The 21890-nt window shown below is 76.0% G+C and carries 19 protein-coding genes; 16 read left to right on the top strand and 3 right to left on the bottom strand.

Annotated features, from left to right (window positions below; translation table 11 throughout):
• The first annotated feature begins 20 nt into the window (after window positions 1-20).
• The 4 genes from ACFY00_RS22630 to ACFY00_RS22615 all read left to right on the top strand — a co-directional run bounded on the left by ACFY00_RS22630 (window position 21) and on the right by ACFY00_RS22615 (window position 5575).
• On the top strand, window positions 21-1442 hold the full coding sequence (locus ACFY00_RS22630) for a protoporphyrinogen/coproporphyrinogen oxidase (RefSeq protein ID WP_388033263.1): 1422 nt from the start codon (window positions 21-23) through the stop codon (window positions 1440-1442).
• Window positions 1443-1456: 14 nt separating this feature from the next.
• Window positions 1457-2272, top strand: a complete 816-nt coding sequence (locus ACFY00_RS22625) for a class I SAM-dependent methyltransferase (protein ID WP_388033262.1) — start codon at window positions 1457-1459, stop codon at window positions 2270-2272.
• A gap of 62 nt (window positions 2273-2334) precedes the next feature.
• Complete coding sequence (locus ACFY00_RS22620) at window positions 2335-3852, top strand: CoA transferase (protein ID WP_388033261.1); 1518 nt, start codon at window positions 2335-2337, stop codon at window positions 3850-3852.
• Between the two features lie 196 nt (window positions 3853-4048).
• Window positions 4049-5575, top strand: coding sequence for a class I adenylate-forming enzyme family protein (locus tag ACFY00_RS22615; RefSeq protein ID WP_388033260.1), 1527 nt, complete (start codon window positions 4049-4051; stop codon window positions 5573-5575).
• Window positions 5576-5664: 89 nt separating this feature from the next.
• On the opposite strand, the gene ACFY00_RS22610 is transcribed toward ACFY00_RS22615, so the two are convergent.
• Entirely contained in the window at window positions 5665-6801 is a 1137-nt protein-coding gene (locus ACFY00_RS22610; protein ID WP_388033259.1) for a DegT/DnrJ/EryC1/StrS family aminotransferase, read from the bottom strand.
• Window positions 6802-6808: 7 nt separating this feature from the next.
• On the bottom strand, window positions 6809-7978 hold the full coding sequence (locus ACFY00_RS22605; RefSeq protein ID WP_388033258.1) for a DegT/DnrJ/EryC1/StrS family aminotransferase: 1170 nt from the start codon (window positions 7976-7978) through the stop codon (window positions 6809-6811).
• 248 nt (window positions 7979-8226) lie between these two features.
• Here ACFY00_RS22605 and ACFY00_RS22600 point away from each other — a divergent pair, with 248 nt between their 5' ends.
• The 6 genes from ACFY00_RS22600 to ACFY00_RS22575 are packed head-to-tail and all read left to right on the top strand — an operon-like array spanning window position 8227 to window position 14138.
• Window positions 8227-9261: a hypothetical protein gene (locus ACFY00_RS22600; protein WP_388033257.1), complete on the top strand. Its 1035-nt coding sequence runs from the start codon at window positions 8227-8229 to the stop codon at window positions 9259-9261.
• Entirely contained in the window at window positions 9258-10229 is a 972-nt protein-coding gene (locus ACFY00_RS22595) for a sugar phosphate isomerase/epimerase family protein (RefSeq protein ID WP_388033256.1), read from the top strand. Before ACFY00_RS22600 ends, ACFY00_RS22595 begins: the two co-directional genes overlap by 4 nt.
• Window positions 10219-11547, top strand: coding sequence for a M20/M25/M40 family metallo-hydrolase (locus ACFY00_RS22590; RefSeq protein WP_388033255.1), 1329 nt, complete (start codon window positions 10219-10221; stop codon window positions 11545-11547). Before ACFY00_RS22595 ends, ACFY00_RS22590 begins: the two co-directional genes overlap by 11 nt.
• 58 nt (window positions 11548-11605) lie before the next feature.
• Window positions 11606-12787, top strand: a complete 1182-nt coding sequence (locus ACFY00_RS22585; RefSeq protein ID WP_388033254.1) for an Ldh family oxidoreductase — start codon at window positions 11606-11608, stop codon at window positions 12785-12787.
• Window positions 12784-13728, top strand: coding sequence for a Gfo/Idh/MocA family protein (locus ACFY00_RS22580; RefSeq protein ID WP_388033253.1), 945 nt, complete (start codon window positions 12784-12786; stop codon window positions 13726-13728). Before ACFY00_RS22585 ends, ACFY00_RS22580 begins: the two co-directional genes overlap by 4 nt.
• Window positions 13725-14138, top strand: a complete 414-nt coding sequence (locus ACFY00_RS22575) for a DUF6917 domain-containing protein (RefSeq protein WP_388033252.1) — start codon at window positions 13725-13727, stop codon at window positions 14136-14138. The genes ACFY00_RS22580 and ACFY00_RS22575 overlap by 4 nt, the downstream gene beginning before the upstream one ends.
• Window positions 14139-14257: 119 nt before the next feature.
• Here ACFY00_RS22575 and ACFY00_RS22570 read toward each other — a convergent pair whose 3' ends face one another.
• A complete protein-coding gene (locus ACFY00_RS22570; RefSeq protein ID WP_388033251.1) occupies window positions 14258-14797 on the bottom strand; it encodes an EF-hand domain-containing protein in 540 nt (179 codons plus the stop codon).
• Between the two features lie 338 nt (window positions 14798-15135).
• On the opposite strand from ACFY00_RS22570, the gene ACFY00_RS22565 reads away from it, so the two are divergent.
• The 6 genes from ACFY00_RS22565 (at window position 15136) to glpK (ending at window position 21816) form a co-directional block, all read left to right on the top strand.
• Entirely contained in the window at window positions 15136-15630 is a 495-nt protein-coding gene (locus tag ACFY00_RS22565; protein ID WP_388033250.1) for a carboxymuconolactone decarboxylase family protein, read from the top strand.
• Between the two features lie 91 nt (window positions 15631-15721).
• Complete coding sequence (gene mmuM, locus ACFY00_RS22560; protein WP_388033249.1) at window positions 15722-16663, top strand: homocysteine S-methyltransferase; 942 nt, start codon at window positions 15722-15724, stop codon at window positions 16661-16663.
• A gap of 78 nt (window positions 16664-16741) precedes the next feature.
• Window positions 16742-17920, top strand: coding sequence for a serpin family protein (locus tag ACFY00_RS22555; RefSeq protein WP_388033248.1), 1179 nt, complete (start codon window positions 16742-16744; stop codon window positions 17918-17920).
• Between the two features lie 536 nt (window positions 17921-18456).
• Window positions 18457-19197, top strand: coding sequence for a class I SAM-dependent methyltransferase (locus ACFY00_RS22550; RefSeq protein ID WP_388033247.1), 741 nt, complete (start codon window positions 18457-18459; stop codon window positions 19195-19197).
• A 126-nt stretch (window positions 19198-19323) separates the two neighbouring features.
• A complete protein-coding gene (locus ACFY00_RS22545) occupies window positions 19324-20091 on the top strand; it encodes an IclR family transcriptional regulator (RefSeq protein ID WP_388033246.1) in 768 nt (255 codons plus the stop codon).
• 204 nt (window positions 20092-20295) lie between these two features.
• The gene (gene glpK, locus ACFY00_RS22540) at window positions 20296-21816 is read left to right on the top strand and encodes a glycerol kinase GlpK (RefSeq protein WP_388033245.1); all 1521 of its coding nucleotides are present in this window, start codon (window positions 20296-20298) and stop codon (window positions 21814-21816) included.
• Window positions 21817-21890: the final 74 nt, after the last annotated feature.

Below are 21890 nucleotides of genomic sequence, written 5' to 3'. Positions count from 1 at the left end.
CGATGACGGGTCGGGTTGGCATGAGTGAGAAGGGAGTCGGCGTGGACGGGGCCGAGGTGGACGTCGCGGTGGTCGGGGCGGGGATCGCGGGACTGTCCGCGGCGCACCACCTGACCGCGGCCGGGCGGACGGTGCGGGTCTTCGAGGGCGCGGACCGGGTCGGCGGGCGGATGGCGTCCAGCCGGGTGGACGGCTGGCTGCTGGACGAGGGCGCGGAGACCATCGCGGGCGCCGGGTACGAGGCCACCTGGGAGCTGATCCGAGCGGTCGGCCTGCCCGAGGACGAGGTGCCCGTGGTCGAACCCGGCTTCGCCCTGTGGCGGGGCGGGCGCGCCCACCCCCACCTCGGCCACCCCAAGGGGCTGCTGACCGGCGCCGGGCTGTCCTGGCGCGGCCGCTGGGCCTGGCTCCGGTTCGCTACCGAACTTGCCACCCGGTGGCGGGAGTTCGACCCCGACCGGCCGGAGACCGCGCCGAGCGGGGACGCCACGCTGAGCGCGTACTGCGCCGGGTCGGCCGGGCGGGAGGAGCTGCTCGCCGCGATGCTGCAGCCGCTGTCCAGCCACTGCTTCGGCTGGCGGCCGGACAGCTCGGCGGTCGCCCCGATGGTCGCCACCCTGCTGTCGGTGGGCGGGGCCGGGGCGCGCTGGATGACCTACCGGGACGGGATGGACACCCTGGCCCGGCGGCTGGCCGACCGGCTGCCGGTGGAGCTGGGGCGGCGGGTGGTCTCGGTGCGGGACGGCTCGGCCCCCGGCGGGGGCGGGGGCGTGCTGCTGGAGTTCGCGGACGGGGCGCGGGTGCGGGCCCGGCAGGCGGTGCTGGCGGTGCCCGCGCCGCTGGCCCTGGAGCTGCGCGGGGACGACCTCCCGGACGGCGAGCGGCCGTACCTGGCGGCGAGCACGTACACGCCGATGCTCAAGGTCGCCTGCCTGCTGGACCGGCCGCTGCCGAGCCCGACCCGGGCGCCCAGCTACGCGCTGTCGGTGCCGGAGGGCGAGAGCCGGGTCTGCACCGGGCTGGTCCTCGACCACCTCAAGGCCGACGGGCGGGCGCCCGAGGGCAAGGGGCTGGTCACCGCGTTCGCCTCGCCGTGGGCCTCCCCCGGGCTGCTGGGCGAACCGGACGAGCGGGTGGTGGAGGTGGTCTGCGCGGAGGCCGAACGCTTCCTGCCCGGCCTGCGGGCGGCCACCGTCCGGACGCTGGTGCACCGCTTCCCGCTCGGGCTGCCGCAGGGCGCGCCGGCCGCCGTCCGGGAGCGGGCCGCGTTCCTGGATCGGCCGACCGGGGCGGTCGAGTACGCCGGGGACTGGGTGATGCTGCGGCCGAGCAGCGAGGGGGCGGTGCGCTCGGGGAAGCTGGCGGCGCGGCGGGTGCTGGCGCACGCGGCGGGCGCGGGTGCGGGTGCGGGTGCGGCTCCTGCCGCGGTGGGGCGGGCCTGATGGCGGGCGCGGGTGTGGACGTGAGGGTGGGCGCGGGCGCGGTGCGGGCGGCGGGGTCGTACCTGTTCGACAACGGGAGTGCGCACGCGGCCGGGCAGCACCGGTGCCTGGCGGCCTGGCTCGACCCGCTCAGCTTCGGCGCGCTGCGGGCGGGCGGGGTCCGGCCCGGGATGCGCTGCCTGGACGTGGGCACCGGGGCGGGGAGCGTCGCGCTCTGGCTGGCCGAGCGGGTCGCGCCCGGGGGCTCGGTGCTGGCGACGGACCTGGTGCCGCTGCCGGTGCCGGTGCGGCCCGGGCTGACGGTGCTCCGGCACGACGTGGTGCGCGACGACCTGCCGGTGGGCGCCTTCGACCTGGTGCACGCCCGGCTGGTGCTGTCCCACCTGCCGGAGCGGGAGGCCGTGCTGGCACGGCTGTTCGCGGCGCTGCGGCCGGGCGGGGTGCTGCACCTGCTGGAGTTCGACGCCGAGTACGCGCCGGTGCTGACCGTCCCCGACGAGCGGGCCCGGGAGCTGTACGAGCGGTACCAGCGGGCGAAGTTGCGGGCCTTCCGGGCGCGCGGATCGCACCAGGGCTGGGGGCGGGAGTGCGCCGGTGCGCTGGTGCGGGCCGGGTTCACCGGGGTGGAGGCGGAGGTGCGGGTCGGCACGCTCGCGCCCGGGACGCCGCAGTTGGAGATGCAGTCGCACAACACCTGGCACCTGCGGGAGGCGCTGCTGCGGGAAGGGCTGGGCGAGGACGAACTCGCCGAGCTGCGGGGGCTGTTCGCCGATCCGCGGTTCCGGGCCTGCTCGAACGTGGTGTACGCGGTGCGCGGGCGGCGGCCGTGATCCGGACTGCTGCGACGGGGGCGGGGACGGCGCTGGGTGCTCGGCCGGAGGTGGCGCGGGAGGTGGCGGCGGGGCTGCTGCGGGCTTCCGGGGTCGCCGTCGGCGAGGGTGAACTGCTGGAGGTCGGCGGCGAGTTGGCCTGCCGGGTGTCCTGGGCCGGGCCGTTGGGGCTGCGGCTGGACAGCGAGGCGGACGTCCAGGCGGCCTGCGGGGTGATGCAGGTGCACGGGCGGCGGTACGGGGCGCCGACGCCGCTGCGGGTGGACTTCGCCTCGGTGGCGGCCGGGGTGCTGGCCGCCACCGGCGCGCTGGCGGCGCTGCGCGCCCGGCGGTTGGGGGCGGCGTACCGCGAGGTGGGGGTCTCGGTGGCGCAGGGCGCGCTGCTGGGGCTGTCGCAGTACCTGGCGGCGGCCTCGGTGGAGGGTGGCGGGGTGGAACCGTTCGGGGCGGGTTCGTTCGGGGTGGGCGGGCCGCCGTTCGTCTCGGCGGACGGGGTGTGGTTCGAGCTGGAGGCGCTGGAGGCGGAGGGCTGGCTGCGGTTCTGGTCCGAACTGGGCGTCGAGCGGCGGGTGGTGGGGCGCGGCTGGCTGCCGTTCCAGACCCGGTACGGGACGGCGGTCTGTCCGCTGCCGGAGGAGCTGTTCGCGGCGGCCCGGGCGGTCGGGTACCGGCGGCTGGTGCGGGTCGCGGCGGAGTGCGGGGTGGAGCTGACGGTGGCGGCGGGGCGCCCTGCGGTGGTGGGCGGGATGCCGTGGCGGGTGCGGGCGGGGGCGTCGGGGGCCGCGCGTCGCGGCGAACTCTTCGCCGGGGGGCTCCCGTTGAGCGGGGTGACGGTGGTGGAGGTCACCCGCCGGGTCCAGGGGCCGATGGCCGGGCGGGTGCTGGCGCTGCTCGGGGCCACCGTGGTGCGGGTCGAACCGCCGGGCGGGGACCCGCTGCGCGGCGTGCCGCCGATGACGGCGCAGGAGGGTGGGGCGGGGGCGGCGGTGTCGGCCCGGTTCGCGGCGCTCAACCGGGGCAAGGGGGTGCTGGAGGCGGACCTGCGGAGCCCGGAAGGGCGCTCCGCGGTGCGGGAGTTGGTCAGCGGGGCGGACGTGCTGCTGCACAGCCTCGCGCCCGCGAAGGTCGCCGGGCTGGGGCTGGACGCCGAGGCGGTCGCCGCGCTGCGCCCCGGGCTGGTGTACGCGCAGGCCAGCGGCGGCGGGCCCGGGCTGAGCACCGACTACCCCGTGCAGGCGCACTCCGGCCTGGCCGCGCTGCTGGCGCCGGACGGGCTGCCGCCGCGCCCCACCCTGCTGACGGTCTGCGACGTGCTGGGCGGGCTGGTCTGCGCCGCGGGGGCGGTCGCCGCGCTGGAGGCCCGGGAGCGGACCGGGCGGGCGCAGCGGGTCGAGTCCTCGCTGCTGTCGGCGGCCCGGCTGCTGTGCGGGGCGGCGGGCGACGGGAGCCCGCCGGGCGACGGGGTGGCGGTGTGCACGGACCTGGCCGCGCTGGTGCGCGACCCGCGGGTGGCGGCGGCGTTCGAGTTCGGGGCGGACGGGTGCGCGTTCGTCCGCGCGCCCTGGGAGTTCGGGGCGTGAACGGGCGGGGCGTGAACGGGCGGGGCGTGAACGGGCGGGGCGTGAGCAGGCGGGGCGAGGGTTTCGGTTGGTGGATCGGCGGACGGGAGTGGTGGACGTGACGTGGGTTTCGGTGGCCGGGGTGGAGTTTCCCGATCGGGTGGAGCGGGGGTTGCGGGAGCGGTGGGTGGCTCAAGGGTGGTGTCCGGGGCGGGGGTTGTACGAGCTGTTCGCGGAGCGGGTCGCGGCGCACGGGGAGCGGGCCGCGGTGGTGGACGGGGCGGGGGAGCTCTCGTACGCGGAACTTGGCTGCCAGGTAAGGGGGTTGGCGGCCGGGTTGGCGGCGCGGGGGGTACGGCCGGGGTCGGTGGTGGGCGTGAAGGTTCCTGCGGACCGGCGGGCGTTGGCGGTGGACCTGGCGGTGGCGGCGCTGGGTGCGGTGGCGCTGCCGTGCACGGCCGGGCACGGGCGGCGGGACCTGCTGGCGGCGTGGGGGACGGCGCGGGTGGACGCGGTGGTGACGGCGCCGGAGTGGAAGGTGCTGGTGGACGGGTTGCGGCCCGAACTCCCGGACCTGCACGAGGTGGTGGTGCTCGATGACGGCGCCTGGCCGGAGCGGGCGGAGTGGGCGCCCGCGGCGGTGGACGCGGAGGCACCGGCCCGGATCCTGCTCTCCTCGGGTTCGGAGGCCGTGCCGAAGCTGATCGCGTACTCGCACAACGCCCTGGCGGGGGGCCGCGGGCGTTATGTGGAGCGGGTGTTGGAGACCGCGGACGGTGCGCCGCCGCGGGTGCTGCTGCTGGTGGGCCCGGCGACGGCGTACGGTTCGCTGGCGGTGGTGGCGCTGGTGCGGTGCGGGGCGACGGTGCTGCTGCCGCCGGTCGGGGAGCGCTTCGATCCGGCGGGGGCGCTGGCGGCGGTGGGGCGGTGGCGGCCGACGCACCTGGCGGCGGTGCCGACCATGCTGCGCCGGATGGCGGAGCACGTGCCGTCGCCCGGTGAGGACCTGTCCTCGCTGCAGGCGGTGGTGTCGAGTGCGGCCGCGCTGTCCCCGGCGGTGCTGGGGGCGGCGTTGCGGCGGTTCGGGCGCCCGGTGGTGAACGTGTACGGGGCCAGTGACGGGCTGAACTGCCATGTGCGGTGGGCGGATCCGGACGTCGACGTGCTGCGGGTGGGCCTGCCGGACCCGCAGGTCGCGGAGTTCCGGGTGTGCGGGCCGGACGGGCGTCCGGTGCCGGCGGGGGTGCCGGGCGAGCTGCAGGCGCTGGGGCCGATGACGCCGCTGTGCCACGTCGGGGAGCCGGAGTTGGACGCCCGGCTGCGGGTGGACGGGGGGTGGGTGCGCTCCGGCGACCGGGGGGTGCTGGAGGCGGACGGTTCGCTGCGGGTGCTGGCGCGGATCAAGCAGACGGTGAACCGGGGCGGGGTGTCGATCTCCGTCGCGGAGGTGGAGCGGCTGCTGGAGGGGCACCCGGAGGTCGCCGAGGCGGTGTGCGTGCCGGTGCCGGACCAGGACCTGGGCGAGCGGATGTGCGTGTGCGCGGTGCCGCGCGGGGCCGGACTGACGCTCGAGGAACTGACGCTGTTCCTCGCCGAGTTGTGCGGCCTGGAGCGGTACAAGCTGCCGGAGCGGCTGCTGGTGCTGGAACGGATGCCGCTGGGCGGCTCCGGGAAGCCGGACCGGCGGGTGGTCGCGGAGTTGGCGGCGGCGGCCGTGCGGGAGGGCGAGGCCCTGGTGGGGTGAGGCCCTGGTGGGGTGAGGCCCCGGTGGGGTGAGGACCGCCCTGGTGGGCGCCTGCGCGGGCAGGCGCCCACCGGGCCGAGGGGGGCCGGTCAGGCGGGGAAGCTGAGGACGGCTTCGGTGATCCGCTCGACCTGGGCGTCCGTCAGGTGCGGGTAGACCGGCAGGGAGAGGCACTGCCGGGCCGCCCGTTCGGCGTGCGGCCAGTGGCCGTCGGGGGCGGCCGCGTGGGCGAAGGCGGGCTGGTGGGGCAGGGGTTGGGGGTAGTAGACGTGGCTGTCGACGCCGTGCGCGGCGAGGTGCCGCCGGAGGTCGTCGCGGCGTTCGGCGAGCAGGGTGTAGACGTAGTAGCAGCGGCCGTTGGTGCCGGGCGGGGGCGGGACGACGCCGCGGGCGGCGAGCGGGGTGAACTGCTCGGTGTAGTGGGCCGCGATCTCGGCGCGGCGGGCCAGGCGGCGGGCCAGGCCCGGGTGGCGGTGGAGCTGGAAGGCGGCGAGGGCTTCGTCGAAGCGGCTGTTCAGGCCGACCAGGTGGTGGCGGAAGCGGTGCACGCCGTCCTGGCCGTGGTTGCGCAGCATCCGTGCGGTGCGGGCGAGTTCGGGGTCGTCGGTGACGACGACGCCGCCCTCGCCGGGGCCGCCGAAGGACTTGACCTGGACGAAGGAGAACACGCCCGCGTCGCCCCAGGTGCCGGCCGGGCGGCCGTCGAGGACGGCGCCCTGGGCGACGGCGGAGTCCTCGATCAGGCGCAGGCCGTGCCGGGTGGCGAGGGCCCGCAGGCGCGGCATGTCGGCCATCACGGAGAACATGTGGGCGGGCATCAGCGCCTTGGTGCGGGGGGTGACGAGGGCCTCGGCCGCGTCGGGGTCGATGACCAGGGTGCGCGGGTCGATGTCGGCGAAGACGGGGGTGGCGCCGACGCCGAGGACGGTGTTGGCGAGCGGGGCGCAGCCGAAGGCGGGGACGATCACCTCGTCGCCGGTGGTGATGCCCATGGCGCGCAGGACGAGGGTGAGGGCGGTGGTGCCGCTGCCGCAGGCGACGACGTCCCCGGCGCCGAGGTCGGTCCGCAGCAACTCCTCGAAGCGGGCGGTGCGTTCGCCGAGGATGAAGCGCTGGGCGGGGTCGGTGGCGACGTCCCGGACCACGTCGAGCAGCAGGTCGCGGTCGTCCGCGAAGAGGTCGGGCGGGAAGAACGGGATGGTGGTGGCGGCGGTGGTCGTGGTCATCGGCGGGTCACCGCTGCTTTCCGTGCTGGAAGTCGCGGACCAGGTCGCTGACCAGGTCCAGTTCGTGGTCGGGGAGGTCGGGGTAGAGCGGGAGTGCGAGGGCGCGGCCGCAGGCGGCCTCGGCGTGCGGGAACTCGCCCGGCCGGTGGCCGAGTTCGGCGAAGCAGGGCTGGAGGTGGAGCGGCGTCGGGTAGTAGGTCTCGGTCTGGACGCCGTGCCGGGCGAGGTGGGCGGCGAGTTCGTCGCGGTGGTCGGACTCGATCAGGTAGACGTACCAGACCGGGTTGGTGGCGGCGTCCCGCTGGACGACGGTGGGCAGGGTGAGGCCGGGGGTGCCGGTCAGGCGTTCGGTGTAGGCGGCGGCGAGGTGGGCGCGGCGGGCGATGTCCTGGTCGGCGCGGTCGAGTTTGGCGAGCAGGACGGCGGCCTGGACGTCGTCCATCTTGCTGTTGGTGCCGAGGAGTTCGGTGGGGCGGTTGATGGTGGGGAAGTCGTCCAGGGTGCGGCCGGTGCGGCCGTGGTGGCGCATCGCGGAGACGGCTTCGGCGAGGTCCGGGTCGTCGGTGAGGACGGCGCCCGCGTCGCCGATCGCGCCGAGCGTCTTGGTGGGGAAGAAGGAGAGCACGCCGCCCGCGCCGTGCAGGCCGGCGTGGACGCCGTTCCAGCGCATGCCGAAGGCCTCGGCGCTGTCCTCGACGACGGTCAGGCCGTGCCGGTCGGCGAGGGCCAGCAGGGCTCCTAGGTCGGCGAGTTGGTGGAAGAGGTGGACGGGCATGACCATCCGGGTGCGGTCGGTGCGGACGGCTTCGACGCTCGCCGGGTCGAGGCTGTAGCCGACCGGGTCGATGTCGGCGAAGACCGGGCGGCCGCCCGCCAGCACCACCGAGGTCGCGGAGGCGACGAAGCTGTAGGCGGGGACGATCACCTCGTCGCCGGGGCGCAGGCCGGCCGCGCGCAGCAGCAGGACCAGGGCGTCGGTGCCGCTGTTGACGCCGATCACGTGCCGTGCGCCGGTCCAGGCGGCGAGGGCGGCTTCGAGTTCGGCGACCTTGGGGCCGTGCGAGTACTTGCCGCGGTCCATCAGTTCGTCGAGGTGGCGCCGGGTGGTGGGCCAGAGGGATTCGAAGGTCGCGGCCTGGGTGAAGAAGGGAACACCCGGCGAGGTAGTGACACCCATGAAACTCTCATCGGATTGTATGGATTAGGCGGGCGGAAAAGCCCTGCACTCGAATCTAGGCCCACCGCACCCCGCCCACCTCGGCACCGCAACTGTTTCACCCCTTCGAATGGCCCGTCGGAAAAGCGATTTGACGCCCGATCGGTCCGCCGTCGAAGTACTGCTTGAATACCGGGGGAAGCAATACCGCGACGCGGAAGGAATGACGTCTCGCCATGTCGAACGGACTCGGGACCTTACTCGTCGGAATGGGACGGGCCGGGCACGGCCTCCACCTCCCGGTGCTGCGCCGCCTGCGCGCCGACCCCGGCACGGCGCACCTGTTCGCCGCCGGACCGCTGCTCGCCGTCGACCCGCACCACCGGCCGGAGGCCGCCCCCGACCTGCGCCCGGCCACCCTCGCCGAGGCGCCCCGGCTGCTCGACCCGGACCGCACCGTCGTCCACCTGTGCACCCCGCCCACCGCGCGGGCCGCCGCCCTGGACGCGCTCGGCCGGCTCGGCTACCGACGGGTGCTGCTGGAGAAGCCGGTGGCCGCCGACAGCCGCGGTCTGGACGAGTTGCTCGCGCTGCGCGACCGGTACGGGATCGACCTGGTGGTGGTCGCCCAGTGGCTGGGCAGCCGCCTCACCGATCGGCTGCGCGCGCTGCTCGCCCAGGACGCGTACGGGCCGCTGCGCACCATCCACGTCGTCCAGCGCAAGCCGCGGTTCTCCCGCTCGCTGGCCGGGGACGGGCACCCCACCGCGTTCGACGTCGAACTGCCGCACTCGCTGGGCCTGTGCCTCGCCCTCGCCGGGCCCGGCGAGGTGACCGGCGCGGGCGGCACCGACATGGTGGTCGGCGGGCGGGTGCTCCCCCGGCTCGGCACCGCCTGGCTCAACCTCCAGCACGACAGCGGGACGTGGACCAGGATCCGCTCCGACCTCACCTCGCCGGTGCGCGAGCGGCGGGTCACCCTGGAGCTCGCGCACGGCACCCTGATCGGGCACTTCCCCGGCAGCGAGGCCGACGCGTACGCCCGGCTGACCGTCATCGACCGCGACGGCGAGAGCACCGAACTGCTGCACGACGACGCGCTCGGCGGCTTCCTGGAGCACACCTACCGGTACTACGCGGCGGACGGCACCGGGCGCGGGCCGCACCCCGACCTGGCGGTCAACACCCAGGTGGTGCGCCTGCTCGACCGCGCCAAGGCGATGGCGGCGGACGACGCGGTACGGGACGGCACGGCTCGGGACGGCGCCCCTGGCGGTGCGGTGCGCGCGGCGGTGGGCCGGTGAGCGCCGTCCGGTTCGGCGGCATCGGCGACGAGGCCGCGCCCGACCTGGCCGGGCAGATCGACGCGCTGCAGCAACTCGGCTGGAACGAACTGGAGTTGCGGACGGTGGACGGCGCCTGGATCGCCGACCTGCCGCTCCCCCGGGTCGAGGAGGCCGCCACCGCCCTGCGGCAGCACGGGATCCGGGTCTGCGGCATCGCCGCCCGGATCGGCAACTGGGCCTCCGACGTCACCGACGACCCCGCGGTGGACGACCGGGAACTCGACGCGCTCGGCGCCCGCGCCGCCCTGCTCGGCACCGGCCTGGTCCGGGTGATGTCCTACCCCAACCGCACCGGCCTGCCGGAACCCGAGTGGCGCCTGCGGGTGCTGCGGCGGATGCGCCGCCTCGCGGACCGCGCGCACCGCGGCGGCCTGGTCCTGCTGCACGAGAACTGCCAGGGCTGGGCCGGGAGTTCGATCGACAACACGCTCGACCTGATGGCCTCGGTGGACCACCCCGCCCTGCGCCTGCTGCACGACACCGGCAACGGCGTCCCCTACGGCTACGACGCCTTCGAACTGCTGCGCCGGACGGTCGACCACGTCGAACACCTGCACGTCAAGGACGCGGTCGGCGGCGGCGAGGACACCCGGTACGTGCCGCCCGGCGCCGGGAGCGCCCGACTCGCCGACACCCTGCGGCTGTTGACCGCCCGCGGCTGGCAGGGCGTGTGGTCGCTGGAGCCGCACCTGGCCACCCGGCCGCACGAGGGCCTGGCCGCCGACGGCCGCACCGAGAGCGGATTCGTCGCCGCCGGACGGGCGTTGACCGCCCTGGTCGAACGCGAGGTGCTGCCGCACTCCCCCGGCTGGCGGCTCGTCCCGGGCGGCCTGGTCCGGGACGATCCGGCGCCCCGATCGACGGACCGGCTGACGGACCGGCCGACGGACCGGCAGCGGGAGGGTGTGGTGTCCGGTGCCCGGTGAAACGCTGGCGGAAGCTCCGGCACCCGACTCGCTCCCGGCCGGACTGCGGCCGGACGAACGGGAGTTGCTGCTCGACCTGCTGCGCCTGCCCACCGCCGGTCCGCTGGAGACCGGCCCGGACGCGCCGCCGCCGCTGCTGCCCGAGGCACTGGAGCGGTACGCGCGGGCGGCGGCGGGCCTCGGGCTGGTCGAACTGCACCGCGGCGCGCCGACGGCGGCCGAACTCGACCGCCCGGACGTGCCGTTGACCGTACGGAGCGCGGTGGCGGGGACGCCCGGGTTCCTGGCCTGCCAGCCGAGCCTGGTGCTGCGGCTGGGTCCGGAACTCCCCCGGGCGGCGACGGTGATGTTCAACGTGCACCTGGACACCGTGGCCGGGCTCGAGCCGGTGGGCTTCGACGGGCGGCGGTTCACCGGGCGGGGCGCGATCGACGCCAAGGGCCCGGCGGTGGCGCTGCTGGCCGGGGTGCGGGCGGCGGTGGCGGCGGAGCCCCGGGTCGGGCGGGAGGTCGCGGTGCTGGTGCAGGCGGTCTCCGGCGAGGAGGGCGGTGCGATGGGCGTGTTCGGCACCCGCCCGCTGGTCGAGGCCGGGTACGTGGGCGCGCTGAACGTGTTCTGCGAGCCGACCGGCCTGCGCTACCTGCCGCGGGCCACCGCCGCCGCCACCGCCCGGCTGCGGGTGCGCGGCGAGGACGCGATCGACGACTGCCCGGGCGCGGGCCACAACGCGACGGTGCTGCTCGGCTTCCTCGCCCAGCACCTGGCGAGGGAGTTGGGCGCCGCCGCCGGTCCGCGCGACCCGGTCTGCGTGGCCGGGATGGGCACCGGACCGCTGCACAACCGGGTCTACGGGAGCGGCGAGCTGCTGCTCAACCTCCCCTACCGGGACGCGGGTTCGGGCCGCCGCGCGGAGGCGGCGGTGGAGGCCGCGGTCCGCTCCGGCCTGGACGCGTTCCGCCACGCCTTCGCCGGGCTGCCGGAGTTCGCCCGGACCGCCGCCGACTGCGCGCGGATCACCCGGCTCGACTGGCCCAAGCGCGGCCTGCCCGTCCTCGACAACCGGCACCCCGAGCTGGAGGACCTGCTCACCCGGCGGGCCGGGATCGCCCGGGTGCCGGACGCCGAACCGGCGTTCACCTGCGACGCGATCTGGACGGCCGGGCTGCCGGACGACGCGTTCACCGTGGTGCTCGGCCCGGGCGACCTGGGCGCCAACCGGGCCCACGCGGCGGGCGAGTTCGCCGAGGCGCAGCAGCTCGACGGCTTCGCCTCGGCGGTGGCCCGGCTGCTGGTGGCCTTCGCCCGCCACCGCCCCTGACCCTTCCGTTGCCCTTCCAATCGACGAAGTCCCCTGCTCTGCATGGAGGTTGTTCCCCGTGACCACCGTGGCGTCCGCGCCCAGTGCCACCGGCACCGTCCGCGTCCCGTACGCCGACCTGATCCGTTTCGCCACCGAGGTGTTCGTGGCCTGCCAGTTGCCGCCCGAGCGGGCCCGGGCCGCGGCGGAGGCGCTGTGCTACGGCGACGCCGCCGGGATGGACTCGCACGGGCTGGCCAACCTGACCCGGCTCTACCTGCCGCTGCTGGCCGAGGGCCGGGCCGATCCGCGGGCGGAGCCGGTGGTGCTGGCCGACCGGGGGGCGGCGGTGCTGGTGGACGCGGCCGGGGCGCTCGGGCTGTGGCAGGCCGGGGCCGCGATGGAGCTGGCGGCCGAGCGGGCCGAGCGGCACGGGATCGGGCTGGTGTCGGTGCGCCGGGCCACCCACTTCGGGTGCGCGGGCCACCACTCGGCGCGGGTCACCGGGCGCGGGATGATCGGGCTGCTGGCCTCGAACTGCGGCCGCCAGCGGATCGCCCGGCCGCCGGGCGGCGCGGTGGCGCTGCTGGGGACGAACCCGTGGAGCGTGGCCGCCCCGGCGGGCGAACTGCCGCCGTACGTCCTGGACATGAGCACCACGGCGGTGCCGACCGGCCGGGTGCGGGCGGCGGAGCGGGCCGGACGGGCGATCCCGGAGGGGTGGCTGGCCGGGCCGGACGGGCGGCCGGTGACCGATCCGGGCGCGTTCGACCGGGGCGAGGCGCACCTGCTGTGGCTCGGGGCGGGCGCGGGCGGCGAGTTCAAGGGCTTCGGGCTGGGGCTGATGGTGGAGGTGCTGGCGGCGCTGCTGCCGGGCGCGGGCCTGGGGCCGGAACCGGCCGCGCTGGAGGGCGACGGGCGGCCGTCCGGGCGGGACGACGACATCGGCGTGTTCGCGCTGGCGATCGCCCCGGCCACCCTGCGGGATGCCGACCAGGTCGCCCTGGACGCCCGGACCCTGTTCCGGACGGTGCTGGACTGCCCGCCCGCGGACGGGAGTTCGGGACCGGTGGCGTACCCGGGCTGGCACGAGGCCCGGCGCACCGCCGAGGCGCACCGCGACGGAGTGCCGGTGGCCGCGTCGCTGCTGGCCGAACTGGCTTCGGTGGCGGACCGGTTCGGGGTCCGACCGGTGTCGGCGCCGACGTCGACACCGGTGCCGGCGCCAGCGCCGGTTGCCGGGGCGGAGGTCGGGCGGTGAGCGGGCTGCGGTTCGGGGTGGTCGGGCTCGGGGTGATCTCGCGGTTCTACCTGGCCGCGTTGGAGCGGCTGCCCGGGGTGCGGCTGGCGGCGGTCTGCGACCGGGACGGCTCGCTGCTGGAGCCGTTCGACGACCGGGTGGCGCGCTTCACGGACCACCGGGAGCTGCTGGCCGCGGGCGGGCTGGACGCCGTGGTGGTGACCGTCCCGAACGACCTGCACCTGGCGATCTGCCGGGACGCGCTGCGGGCGGGCCTACCGGTGTGCGTGGAGAAGCCGCTGGCGCTGCGGGCCGCCGAGGGCGCCGAGTTGGCGGGGCTGGCGGCCGAACGGCGGGTGCCGCTGTTCACCGCCTTCCACCGGCGGTACAACACGGCGGTGCGGGAGCTGTGCGCCGCGCTCGCCGGGCAGCCGCTGCCGGTACGGTCGGTGACGGTGCGCTACTTCGAGCTGATCGAGGAGCACGTCGGCCGGGACCGCTGGTACCTGGACCCGGAGCGGTGCGGCGGCGGCTGCGTCGCCGACAACGGCCCGAACGCGTACGACCTGGTGCGGCTGCTGGCGGGCCCGATGGAGCTGACCGACGCGCAGGTGGTGCGCGACGCGACCGGCGTGGACCGGTACGCGGCGCTGGAACTGGCGGGCCGCGACGGGGTGCGCGGCCGGATCGAGCTGGACTGGTCGTACCCGGGCGAACTCAAGGACGTGGCCGTGGAGTTAGCGGACGGGACGGTGCTGCGGGCGGACCTGCTGGCCGGGCACCAGGGCTTCAAGCAGTCGCTGTGGCACGAGTACGAGGGCATCCTCGGCGAGTTCGCCGGGTTGCTGCGCGACAGGGGCGGGAGCGGGGGCGCGGGCGGCCCGGAGCGGGGCCCGGACGGGGTGGACGCGCTGCGGGTGGTCGAGGCCGCCTACCGCGCCGAGGCCGGGGCGCTGGGATGAACCCCGTACGGGAGAACGGGCCGAAGCGGACGGTCACCGGCACGCTGGTGAAGGTGCTGCTGCACAGCCGGACCGAGCGCGGCATGAGCCTGGAGCCGTTCGCCAGCCGGTGCGTACGGGCGGGCGAGGTGCACGAGTTGGTGACCACCGACCAGCGGGACACCGCTCCCGGGGCGCGGATCGACCGGGTCGGGTTCCTGGGCTTCGCGGAGATCGCGGCGGCCGGGGTGCTGGACCGGGGCGACGAGGTGTTCGTCGGCGAGCACCGGGTCGGCACCGTGCTGGGCTTCGACGCCTGCCACTTCCCGAACCACTACAACGTGCTGATCGCGGCCGACCACCTGCTGACCGGCGAGAAGCTGGACCTGCGGCCGGAGCTGCCGGTGCGGTTCGTCCCCGTCGAGGACTGAGCGGGCGCGACGCGGACCGAGCGGGCGCGGCAGGACGGCCGACGGGCCCGGAGCGGGGAGGCGCCTCCCCGTTCCGGGCCCGTCGGCCGTCAGCGCCCGTCAGCGGCGCCGGGCGGCGCTCAGCGGCCGAGCAGCGGGACGTCGATCTCGCCGAGGTGGTAGGCGCGCACGGCCTGGACCAGCTCCTCGACGGACAGCTGGCCGTCGCCGTTGGCGTCGATCTGGCGGAACGCCTCGGCCGGCTCGACGCCGTCGACGCCGATCGCGTCCAGCCAGGACTTGAACTCGGCCGGGTTGACCTGGCCGTCGCCGTCCACGTCGACCAGCTCGACCATGGCCTGGATGGTCGGCTTGACGACGCGGCCGAAGCCGGCGCCGCCGTTCTCCAGGATGTGCTCCTCGGCGATGTGGTTGAACTGCTCGGGGGTGAGCGCACCGGTCTGCTCGTCGATGCCCGCCTTGTCGGCGAAGAAGTTCCACATGCCGAGGTAGGCGTCGGTCAGCTGGCGGGCCGCCGGGGAGGTGGGGGCCTCGCCGAAGGCCTGCAGGATGCGCTTGGCCTCGGCGTCCCAGTCGGAGCGGTCGATCTGGCCGTCGCCGTTCACGTCCCAGAGGTCGAAGCGCTTCTGGGCACGGTCGAGCTGCACGGAAGTGGTCATCGCGAATGTCTCCAGTGTTCGGTCCGGTGCGGGCGGCGGCCACCCCGGGGACGGGGTCGGCGGGTGGAGCCCGCGGTGCCTTCGATGGGGCCGTCACACAATCGGTGCGGCAACGGAACGTCACACTACCGGCACGCTCAGCGACGGATCGCACACGTGCAGCCAACCGGGTGACGTTCGCGATTCGTTGACGCCCGGTCGGCTCGGCGGGCCTTGAACCGGCTTCCACCTGCCCCGATTTGGGGACACCGTCAACTGTTTCGGAAGCGGCCTCCCGAGTGGGTGACCCGGCCCCGTTCCGCCCCCTCCGGGCCGCCGCCTGCTCCTACGCTCGAAGGATGACCGAGACGCTTTCGCTGCCCGCCGCTCTTCCCCCGCTGCCTGCGCTGCCGATGACCGAGCTGGGCCCGCAGGCCTTCGCCGCCGTGCACGCCCTGCACGCGGCGGTGGAGGAGGGCGCGGCGGCGGCCGGGCTGGAGCCGCTGCTGCTGGAACTGGTGCGGCTGCGCTGCTCGCAGCTGAACGGCTGCACGTACTGCGTGGGCCTGCACACCGCGAGCGCCCGGAAGGCGGGCGAACGGGACGAGCGGCTGGCCCAGTTGGTGGTGTGGCGGGAGTCCGAGCTGTTCACGCCCCGGGAGCGGGCCGCGCTCGCCCTGGCTGAGGCGGTCACCCGGCTCACCGACCGGGCCGAGGGCGCCCGGGCCCGGCGGGCCGCCCTGGGGGTGCTGTCCGAGGCGGAGACGGCGTTCGTGGCGTGGGCGGCGACCGTGGTGAACACCTACAACCGGATCGCGGTCACCTCGCGTTCGGTGGCGGCCGAGACGCTCTGAGTCGCTCCGACATCTCTCCGGGGCGCGTCGCGAGGCGCGTCGCGGGGCGCGTCGGTTCGCCGGGGGCGGGTGGCGGGTGCAGGCTGGAGGGATGGTGACGGACTTCGGCGGTTCCCCTTCCGGTGCGGCGCTGGTGGCGGCGATGGCGGCCGGGCCGGTGCTGCTCGACGGTGGCCTGTCCAACCAACTGGCCGACCAGGGCTGCGACTTGTCGGACGCGCTGTGGTCGGCCCGGCTGCTGCTGGACGAGCCGCGACAGCTGGTGGCCGCGCACCGGGCGTACTTCGAGGCGGGCGCCCGGGTGGCGACCACGGCCAGCTACCAGGCGAGCCGGACGGGTTTCGCCACCCGCGGGGTGGACGCCGCGAAGACCGACCGGCTGCTGGCGCTGAGCGTGGAGGTGGCGCGGCAGGCGGCCGAGGAGGTCTCGGCGGAACTGGGCGACGGCCGTCCGCGCTGGGTGGCGGCGTCGGTGGGCCCGTACGGGGCGGTGCTGGCGGACGGCTCCGAGTACCGGGGCCACTACGGTCTCTCGGCCTCGGAGTTGGCGGAGTTCCACCGTCCGCGGCTGGAGGTGCTGGCGGCCGCGGGACCGGACGTGCTGGCGGTGGAGACCGTGCCGGACCTGCTGGAGGCGGCCGTACTGGCGGACTGCGTACGGGGGTTGGGGGTGCCGGTGTGGTTCTCGTTCAGCGCCGCGGGCGGGCTGACCAGGGGCGGGGAGCCGCTGGCGGAGGTGTTCGCGCTGGTCTCGGAGGTGCCGGAGGTGGTGGCGGTGGGCGTCAACTGCTGTGCGCCGCAGGAGGTGGACGCGGCGGTGGCGCTGGCGGCGGAGGTGACGGGCCTGCCCGCGGTGGCGTACCCGAACAGCGGCGAGGGCTGGGACGCGACGGCCCGGGACTGGACCGGCCCGGCCGCGTTCGACCCCGCGCTGGCGGCGGGCTGGGTGGCGGCCGGGGCCCGGCTGGTGGGCGGCTGCTGCCGGGTCGGTCCGGCCGCGATCGCGGAACTCGCGGCGGCGGTCGGCCGGTAGGCCGGTGGACCGCCGGGGCGCCGTCCGGCCGCTCTGGTACTGCTGGTGGGGACGGCGGGTCGGGGAAGGAGCGGGTTCATGGCGGGTGCGGGTGCGGTCGAGCGGGTGAACGCCCTCGGGGCTTGCTGGGGGCGGGAGTTGGACTTCGCCACCGGTCAGGTGTGGGCGGCGCCGGGGGTGTGGCCGCTGCTGGCGGTGCTGGCGGCGGGCGCGGACGGTCCGGCCCGGGCGGAGCTGGCCGGGGCGTTGGGCGTCTCGGCCGAGCAGGCCCCCCGGCTGGTCCGGGAGTTGCTGTCCCGGGTGCGGGAGGTGCCGGGCTGCACGGCGGCGCTCGGGCTGTGGACGGCGGACGAGGTCGTGGTGGAGCCCGGCTGGCTGGACCGGCTGGACGCCTCGCTGTGGGGGAGGTTGACCGGCGACGCGGCGAAGGACCGGGCGGCGCTGGACAGTTGGGCGCGGGAGCGGACCGGCGGCCTGATCGAGCGGATGCCGGTGGAGCCGTCCGGGGCGCTGCTGGTGCTGGCCTCGGCGCTGACGGTGCGCACCGCGTGGGCGGAGCCGTTCCGGCCGGGCCGCTTCCCGGTGTCGGAAGGGCCTTGGGCGGGGCGGGAGTTCGCGAAGCTGACGGTGTCCGGCCCCGAGCTGTTCGACCGGATCGCGGTGGCGGGGACCTCGACGGGCCCGGTGACGGAGGTCCGGGTGGCGGGCGACGGCGAGGTGGACGTGCACCTGGTGCTGGGTGCGGAGGCGGCCGGGCCGGGCACCGTGGTGGCGGCCGGGTTCGAACTGCTGTCGGGCGCGGCCCGGCGGACGCCGGTGGAGGGCCTGCCGGACGGGGAGGCCTGGCCGGGACTGGCGCTGGAGTCGGTGGACGCGCCGTCCCCGCAGGGCCTCGGCATGCTGGAGACGGTGGCCTTCCGGGTGCGGGCGGAGCACGACCTGCTGGCGCGGGCGGGGCTGTTCGGCCTGGGCGCGGCCGCCGGGCCGGGCAGCCACTTCCCGGGCATCAGCCGGAGCGCCCCGCTGGCGGTCGCCCAGGCCCGGCAGGTCGCGGTGGCGGAGTTCTCGGCGAAGGGCTTCGAGGCGGGCGCGGTCACCGCGGTGGTGATGACCCGCGGGGCGGTGGCCGCCCCGCGACGCTTCCGGGCCCGGCGGGCGACGGCCCGCTTCGACCGCCCCTTCGCCTTCCTGGCCGTGCACCGACCGACCGGCCTGGTCCTGGTCGCGGGCTGGGTGGCGGAGCCCGCCGGCGCCTGACCCGACGGGGACGGAGGGCGGACAGCGGCGAACGGGCGGAGGCCGGAGAGGCTGACGGGCAGGGTCCGGAAGCGGGCGAGCGGAAGCGGGCGAGCGGAAGCGGGCGAGCGGAAGCGGGCGAGCGGAAGCGGGCGAGCGGAAACGGGCGAGCGGAAACGGGCGAGCGGAAACGGGCGAGCGGAAACGGGCGAGCGGAAACGGGCGAGCGGAAACGGGCGGGGAACGCGACCACGACCGGTGTCCCGCCCGACCGCCGCAGGCGAACAGGACCCACCGGAGACGGGAGGACGGGAGCGGACGCAGAACCCGCCCGGGCCCGGCACCCGGTCCGTCCGGAGAGCCGCCGCGCCCCGGCCGCCCGGCCGTCGCGGGCGGGGAGGCCACCGCGGGGGCTCGGCGGATCGTCCGCTCCCGTCGGGTCGCCGCGTTCCCCGGTTCGTGGCATCGGCCAGTACGGTGCGCGGGCCGGTCGCCGGGAGGATTCCGGCAGGGGCCGCGGCCGGGGGCCGACGCCACGGAGCGAGGGGAGCTGCCTGATGGGTGGCCAGCTGTACGACGGGATCGGCGAGTCGTTCGAGGGGTTCAAGACCCTGCCGCTGGCGCGGTACGGGGAGGTGCCGGGGATCCTGGGCCTGGTGGGGGACGTGCGGGGCCGGTCGGTGCTGGACCTGGCGTCCGGGACGGGCTTCTACAGCCGGGAGTTGAAGCGTCGCGGCGCCTCCCGGGTGCTGGGGGTGGACATCTCCTCGGCGATGGTGGACGCGGCGCTGGCGGCGGAGGAGCGCGAGCCGCTGGGGGTGGCGTACGAGGTCGGGGACGTCGCGGAGCTGCGCGCGTTCGAGGAGCCGTTCGACCTGGCGGTGGCGGTGCAGGCGTTCAACTACGCGCCGGACGTGGCGACGGTGGAGCGGATGTGCCGCCGGATCCACCGGAGCCTGGTGCCGGGCGGCGGGTTCTTCGTGTTCGGGCAGCACCCGGACTTCCGGTTCGACGGGCCGCCGCTGGACAAGTACGGCTTCCGCTGCGAGCGGGCGGGCGGGGATTCGGAGGTGGGTCCGCGGGTGCGGGTGACGGCGCTGCTGGAGCCGCCGATCTCTTTCCTGGCGAACCCGCCCTCGCGCGCGGTGTACGAGTCCTGCCTGCGGGCGGCCGGGTTCCGTGACCTGGAGTGGGTGCCGCTGGAGGTGTCGGCGGAGGGGCTGGCGGCGTTCGGCGCGGAGTTCTGGGCGGACCTGGCGGCGAACCCGCCGCTGGTGATGCTGCGCTGCCGGGCGTAGTCGGCGCGGCCCGGGGGACGGAAGGGCGGGACGGGGCGGCCGGGTAGTACGGTCTTCGAGGGCGCTCCGTCCCGTTCTCGGTGTCGTGGTCGGCATGGTCGACCGGTGTTCGGTGGAGGTGGGCGGGTGCCCGGTGCGATCCAGTCGCTGTCGCGGGCGGCCGCGATCCTGCGTCTGCTGGCGGGCGGGGAGCGCCGGCTGGGCCTGTCGGAGGTGGCGGCGGGGCTGGGGCTGGCGAAGGGCACCGCGCACGGGATCCTGCGGACGCTGCAGCAGGAGGGCTTCGTCGAGCAGGACCCGGAGAGCGGCAAGTACCAGTTGGGCGCGGAGCTGCTGCGGCTGGGCCAGAGCTACCTGGACGTGCACGAGTTGCGGGCCCGGGCGCTGGTGTGGGCGGACGACCTGGCGCGGGCGGCCGGGGAGACGGTGTACCTGGGGGTGCTGCACCAGCGGGGGGTGCTGGTGGTGCACCACGTGTTCCGGCCGGACGACTCGCGGCAGGTGCTGGAGGTCGGGTCGATGCAGCCGCTGCACGCGACCGCGCTGGGCAAGGTGCTGCTGGCGTACGACCCGGTGGCGCGCGGCGAGTTGGGCGACGGCCCGTGGGAGGCGTTCACGGCCCGGACGGTGACCGAGCCGGCCGCGCTGGACGCGCAGTGCGCGCTGGTGCGCGAGCGGGGCTGGGCGGACGCGGTGGAGGAGACCTGGGAGGGCGTGGCCTCGGTGGCGGCGCTGATCCGGGACCGGCGGCGCAACCCGGTGGGCGCGGTGTGCGTGTCGGGCGCGGTGGAGACGGTGTGCGGTCCGGACGGCGCGGTGCGGCCCGCGCTGGTGGCCTCGGTGCGGACGGCGGCCCGGGCGATCTCCCGGGACCTGGGCGCGCACCGGTTCTGAGACCCGCGGTCGCGAGCGGGGTGCGTCACACCGCCTTGACGGGGGGCGTCCGGCTGCGGTTGGCTTCCGAAGGTCGTTCGACATTGTCGAACGGCGTCCGGTCGGCCCGGGCGAACCGCCCCGCCGGGTTTGCCGGACCTGCGCGTACGGGGACTGACGAATGGTCACCCCCGCCCCGTTGCCGCCCATGAGCCGAGGAACCGCATGACCGCCAGTCACATCGCCGCGATCGACCAGGGCACCACGTCCAGCCGGTGCATCCTGTTCGACGCGGACGGCCGGATCGTCGCCGTCGAGCAGCAGGAGCACTCGCAGGTCTTCCCGCAGCCCGGCTGGGTGGAGCACGACGCGGCGGAGATCTGGACCAGGGTGCGCTCGGTGGTGCGCGGCGCGCTGGAGCGGGCCGGGCTGACCGCGGCGGACGTCCGGGCGGTGGGCATCACCAACCAGCGCGAGACCACGGTGCTGTGGGACCGGCACACCGGCGTCCCGGTGCACAACGCGATCGTCTGGCAGGACACCCGCACCGAGGCGCTCTGCCGCGAACTGGGCCGCAACGTCGGCCAGGACCGCTTCCGCCGGGAGACCGGCCTGCCGCTGGCCAGCTACTTCGCCGGGCCGAAGATCCGCTGGCTGCTGGACCACGTCGAGGGCCTGCGCGAACGCGCCGAGGCCGGGGACGTGCTGTTCGGGACGATGGACAGCTGGCTGATCTGGAACCTGACCGGCGGCGTGGACGGCGGCCGGCACGTCACCGACGTCACCAACGCCTCCCGCACCCTGCTGATGAACCTGCACACCCTGCGGTGGGACGAGCGGATCGCCGAGTCGATCGGCGTCCCGCTGGCGATGCTGCCGGAGATCCGCTCCTCCGCCGAGGTGTACGGCGAGGCGGTCGGCGACCTGGCGGGCGTGCCGGTCGCGGCGGCGCTGGGCGACCAGCAGGCGGCGCTGTTCGGCCAGACCTGCTTCGCCGCGGGCGAGGCCAAGTCGACGTACGGCACCGGCACCTTCCTGCTGCTGAACACCGGCGAGAAGATCGTCCACTCGTACCACGGCCTGCTCACCACGGTCGGCTTCCGGATCGGCGACCGGCCGCCGGTGTACGCCCTGGAGGGGTCGATCGCGGTGACCGGCTCGCTGGTGCAGTGGCTGCGCGACCAGCTCGGGATCATCTCGACCGCGGCCGAGATCGAGACCCTGGCGGGCACCGTCGAGGACAACGGCGGCGCGTACGTGGTGCCCGCGTTCTCCGGCCTGTTCGCCCCGTACTGGCGCTCCGACGCGCGCGGCGTGATCACCGGGCTGACCAGGTACGTCACCAAGGGGCACCTGGCCCGGGCGGTGCTGGAGGCGACGGCCTGGCAGACCCGCGAGGTGGTGGACGCGATGGAGAAGGACTCCGGCGTGACGCTGACCGCGCTGAAGGTCGACGGCGGCATGACCTCGAACAACCTGCTGATGCAGAACATCGCCGACGTGCTGGACGTCCCGGTGGAGCGCCCCTACGTCGCGGAGACCACCGCGCTGGGCGCGGCCTACGCGGCGGGCCTGGCGGTCGGCTTCTGGGACGGCCTGGAGACGCTGCGGGCCAACTGGCACCGGGCCGCCGAGTGGACGCCGAAGATGGCCGCCGACACGCGCGAGCGCGAGCACCGCAACTGGTTGAAGGCCGTGGAGCGCACCATGGGCTGGATCGACCAGGACGAGCAGCCGGAGACCTGACCCCGGCCCCCGCCCGGCAGGACCCACCGATCGGAAGGAGCAGCGGACCGGCCCCGGCCTCGTCCGACACACGC

It is taken from the genome of Kitasatospora sp. NPDC001540, assembly GCF_042894345.1.
Taxonomy (GTDB): Bacteria; Actinomycetota; Actinomycetes; order Streptomycetales; family Streptomycetaceae; genus Kitasatospora; species Kitasatospora phosalacinea_C.
Note: the sequence above shows the minus strand (reverse complement) of the source record. Positions and strands in the feature narration are given on the sequence as shown.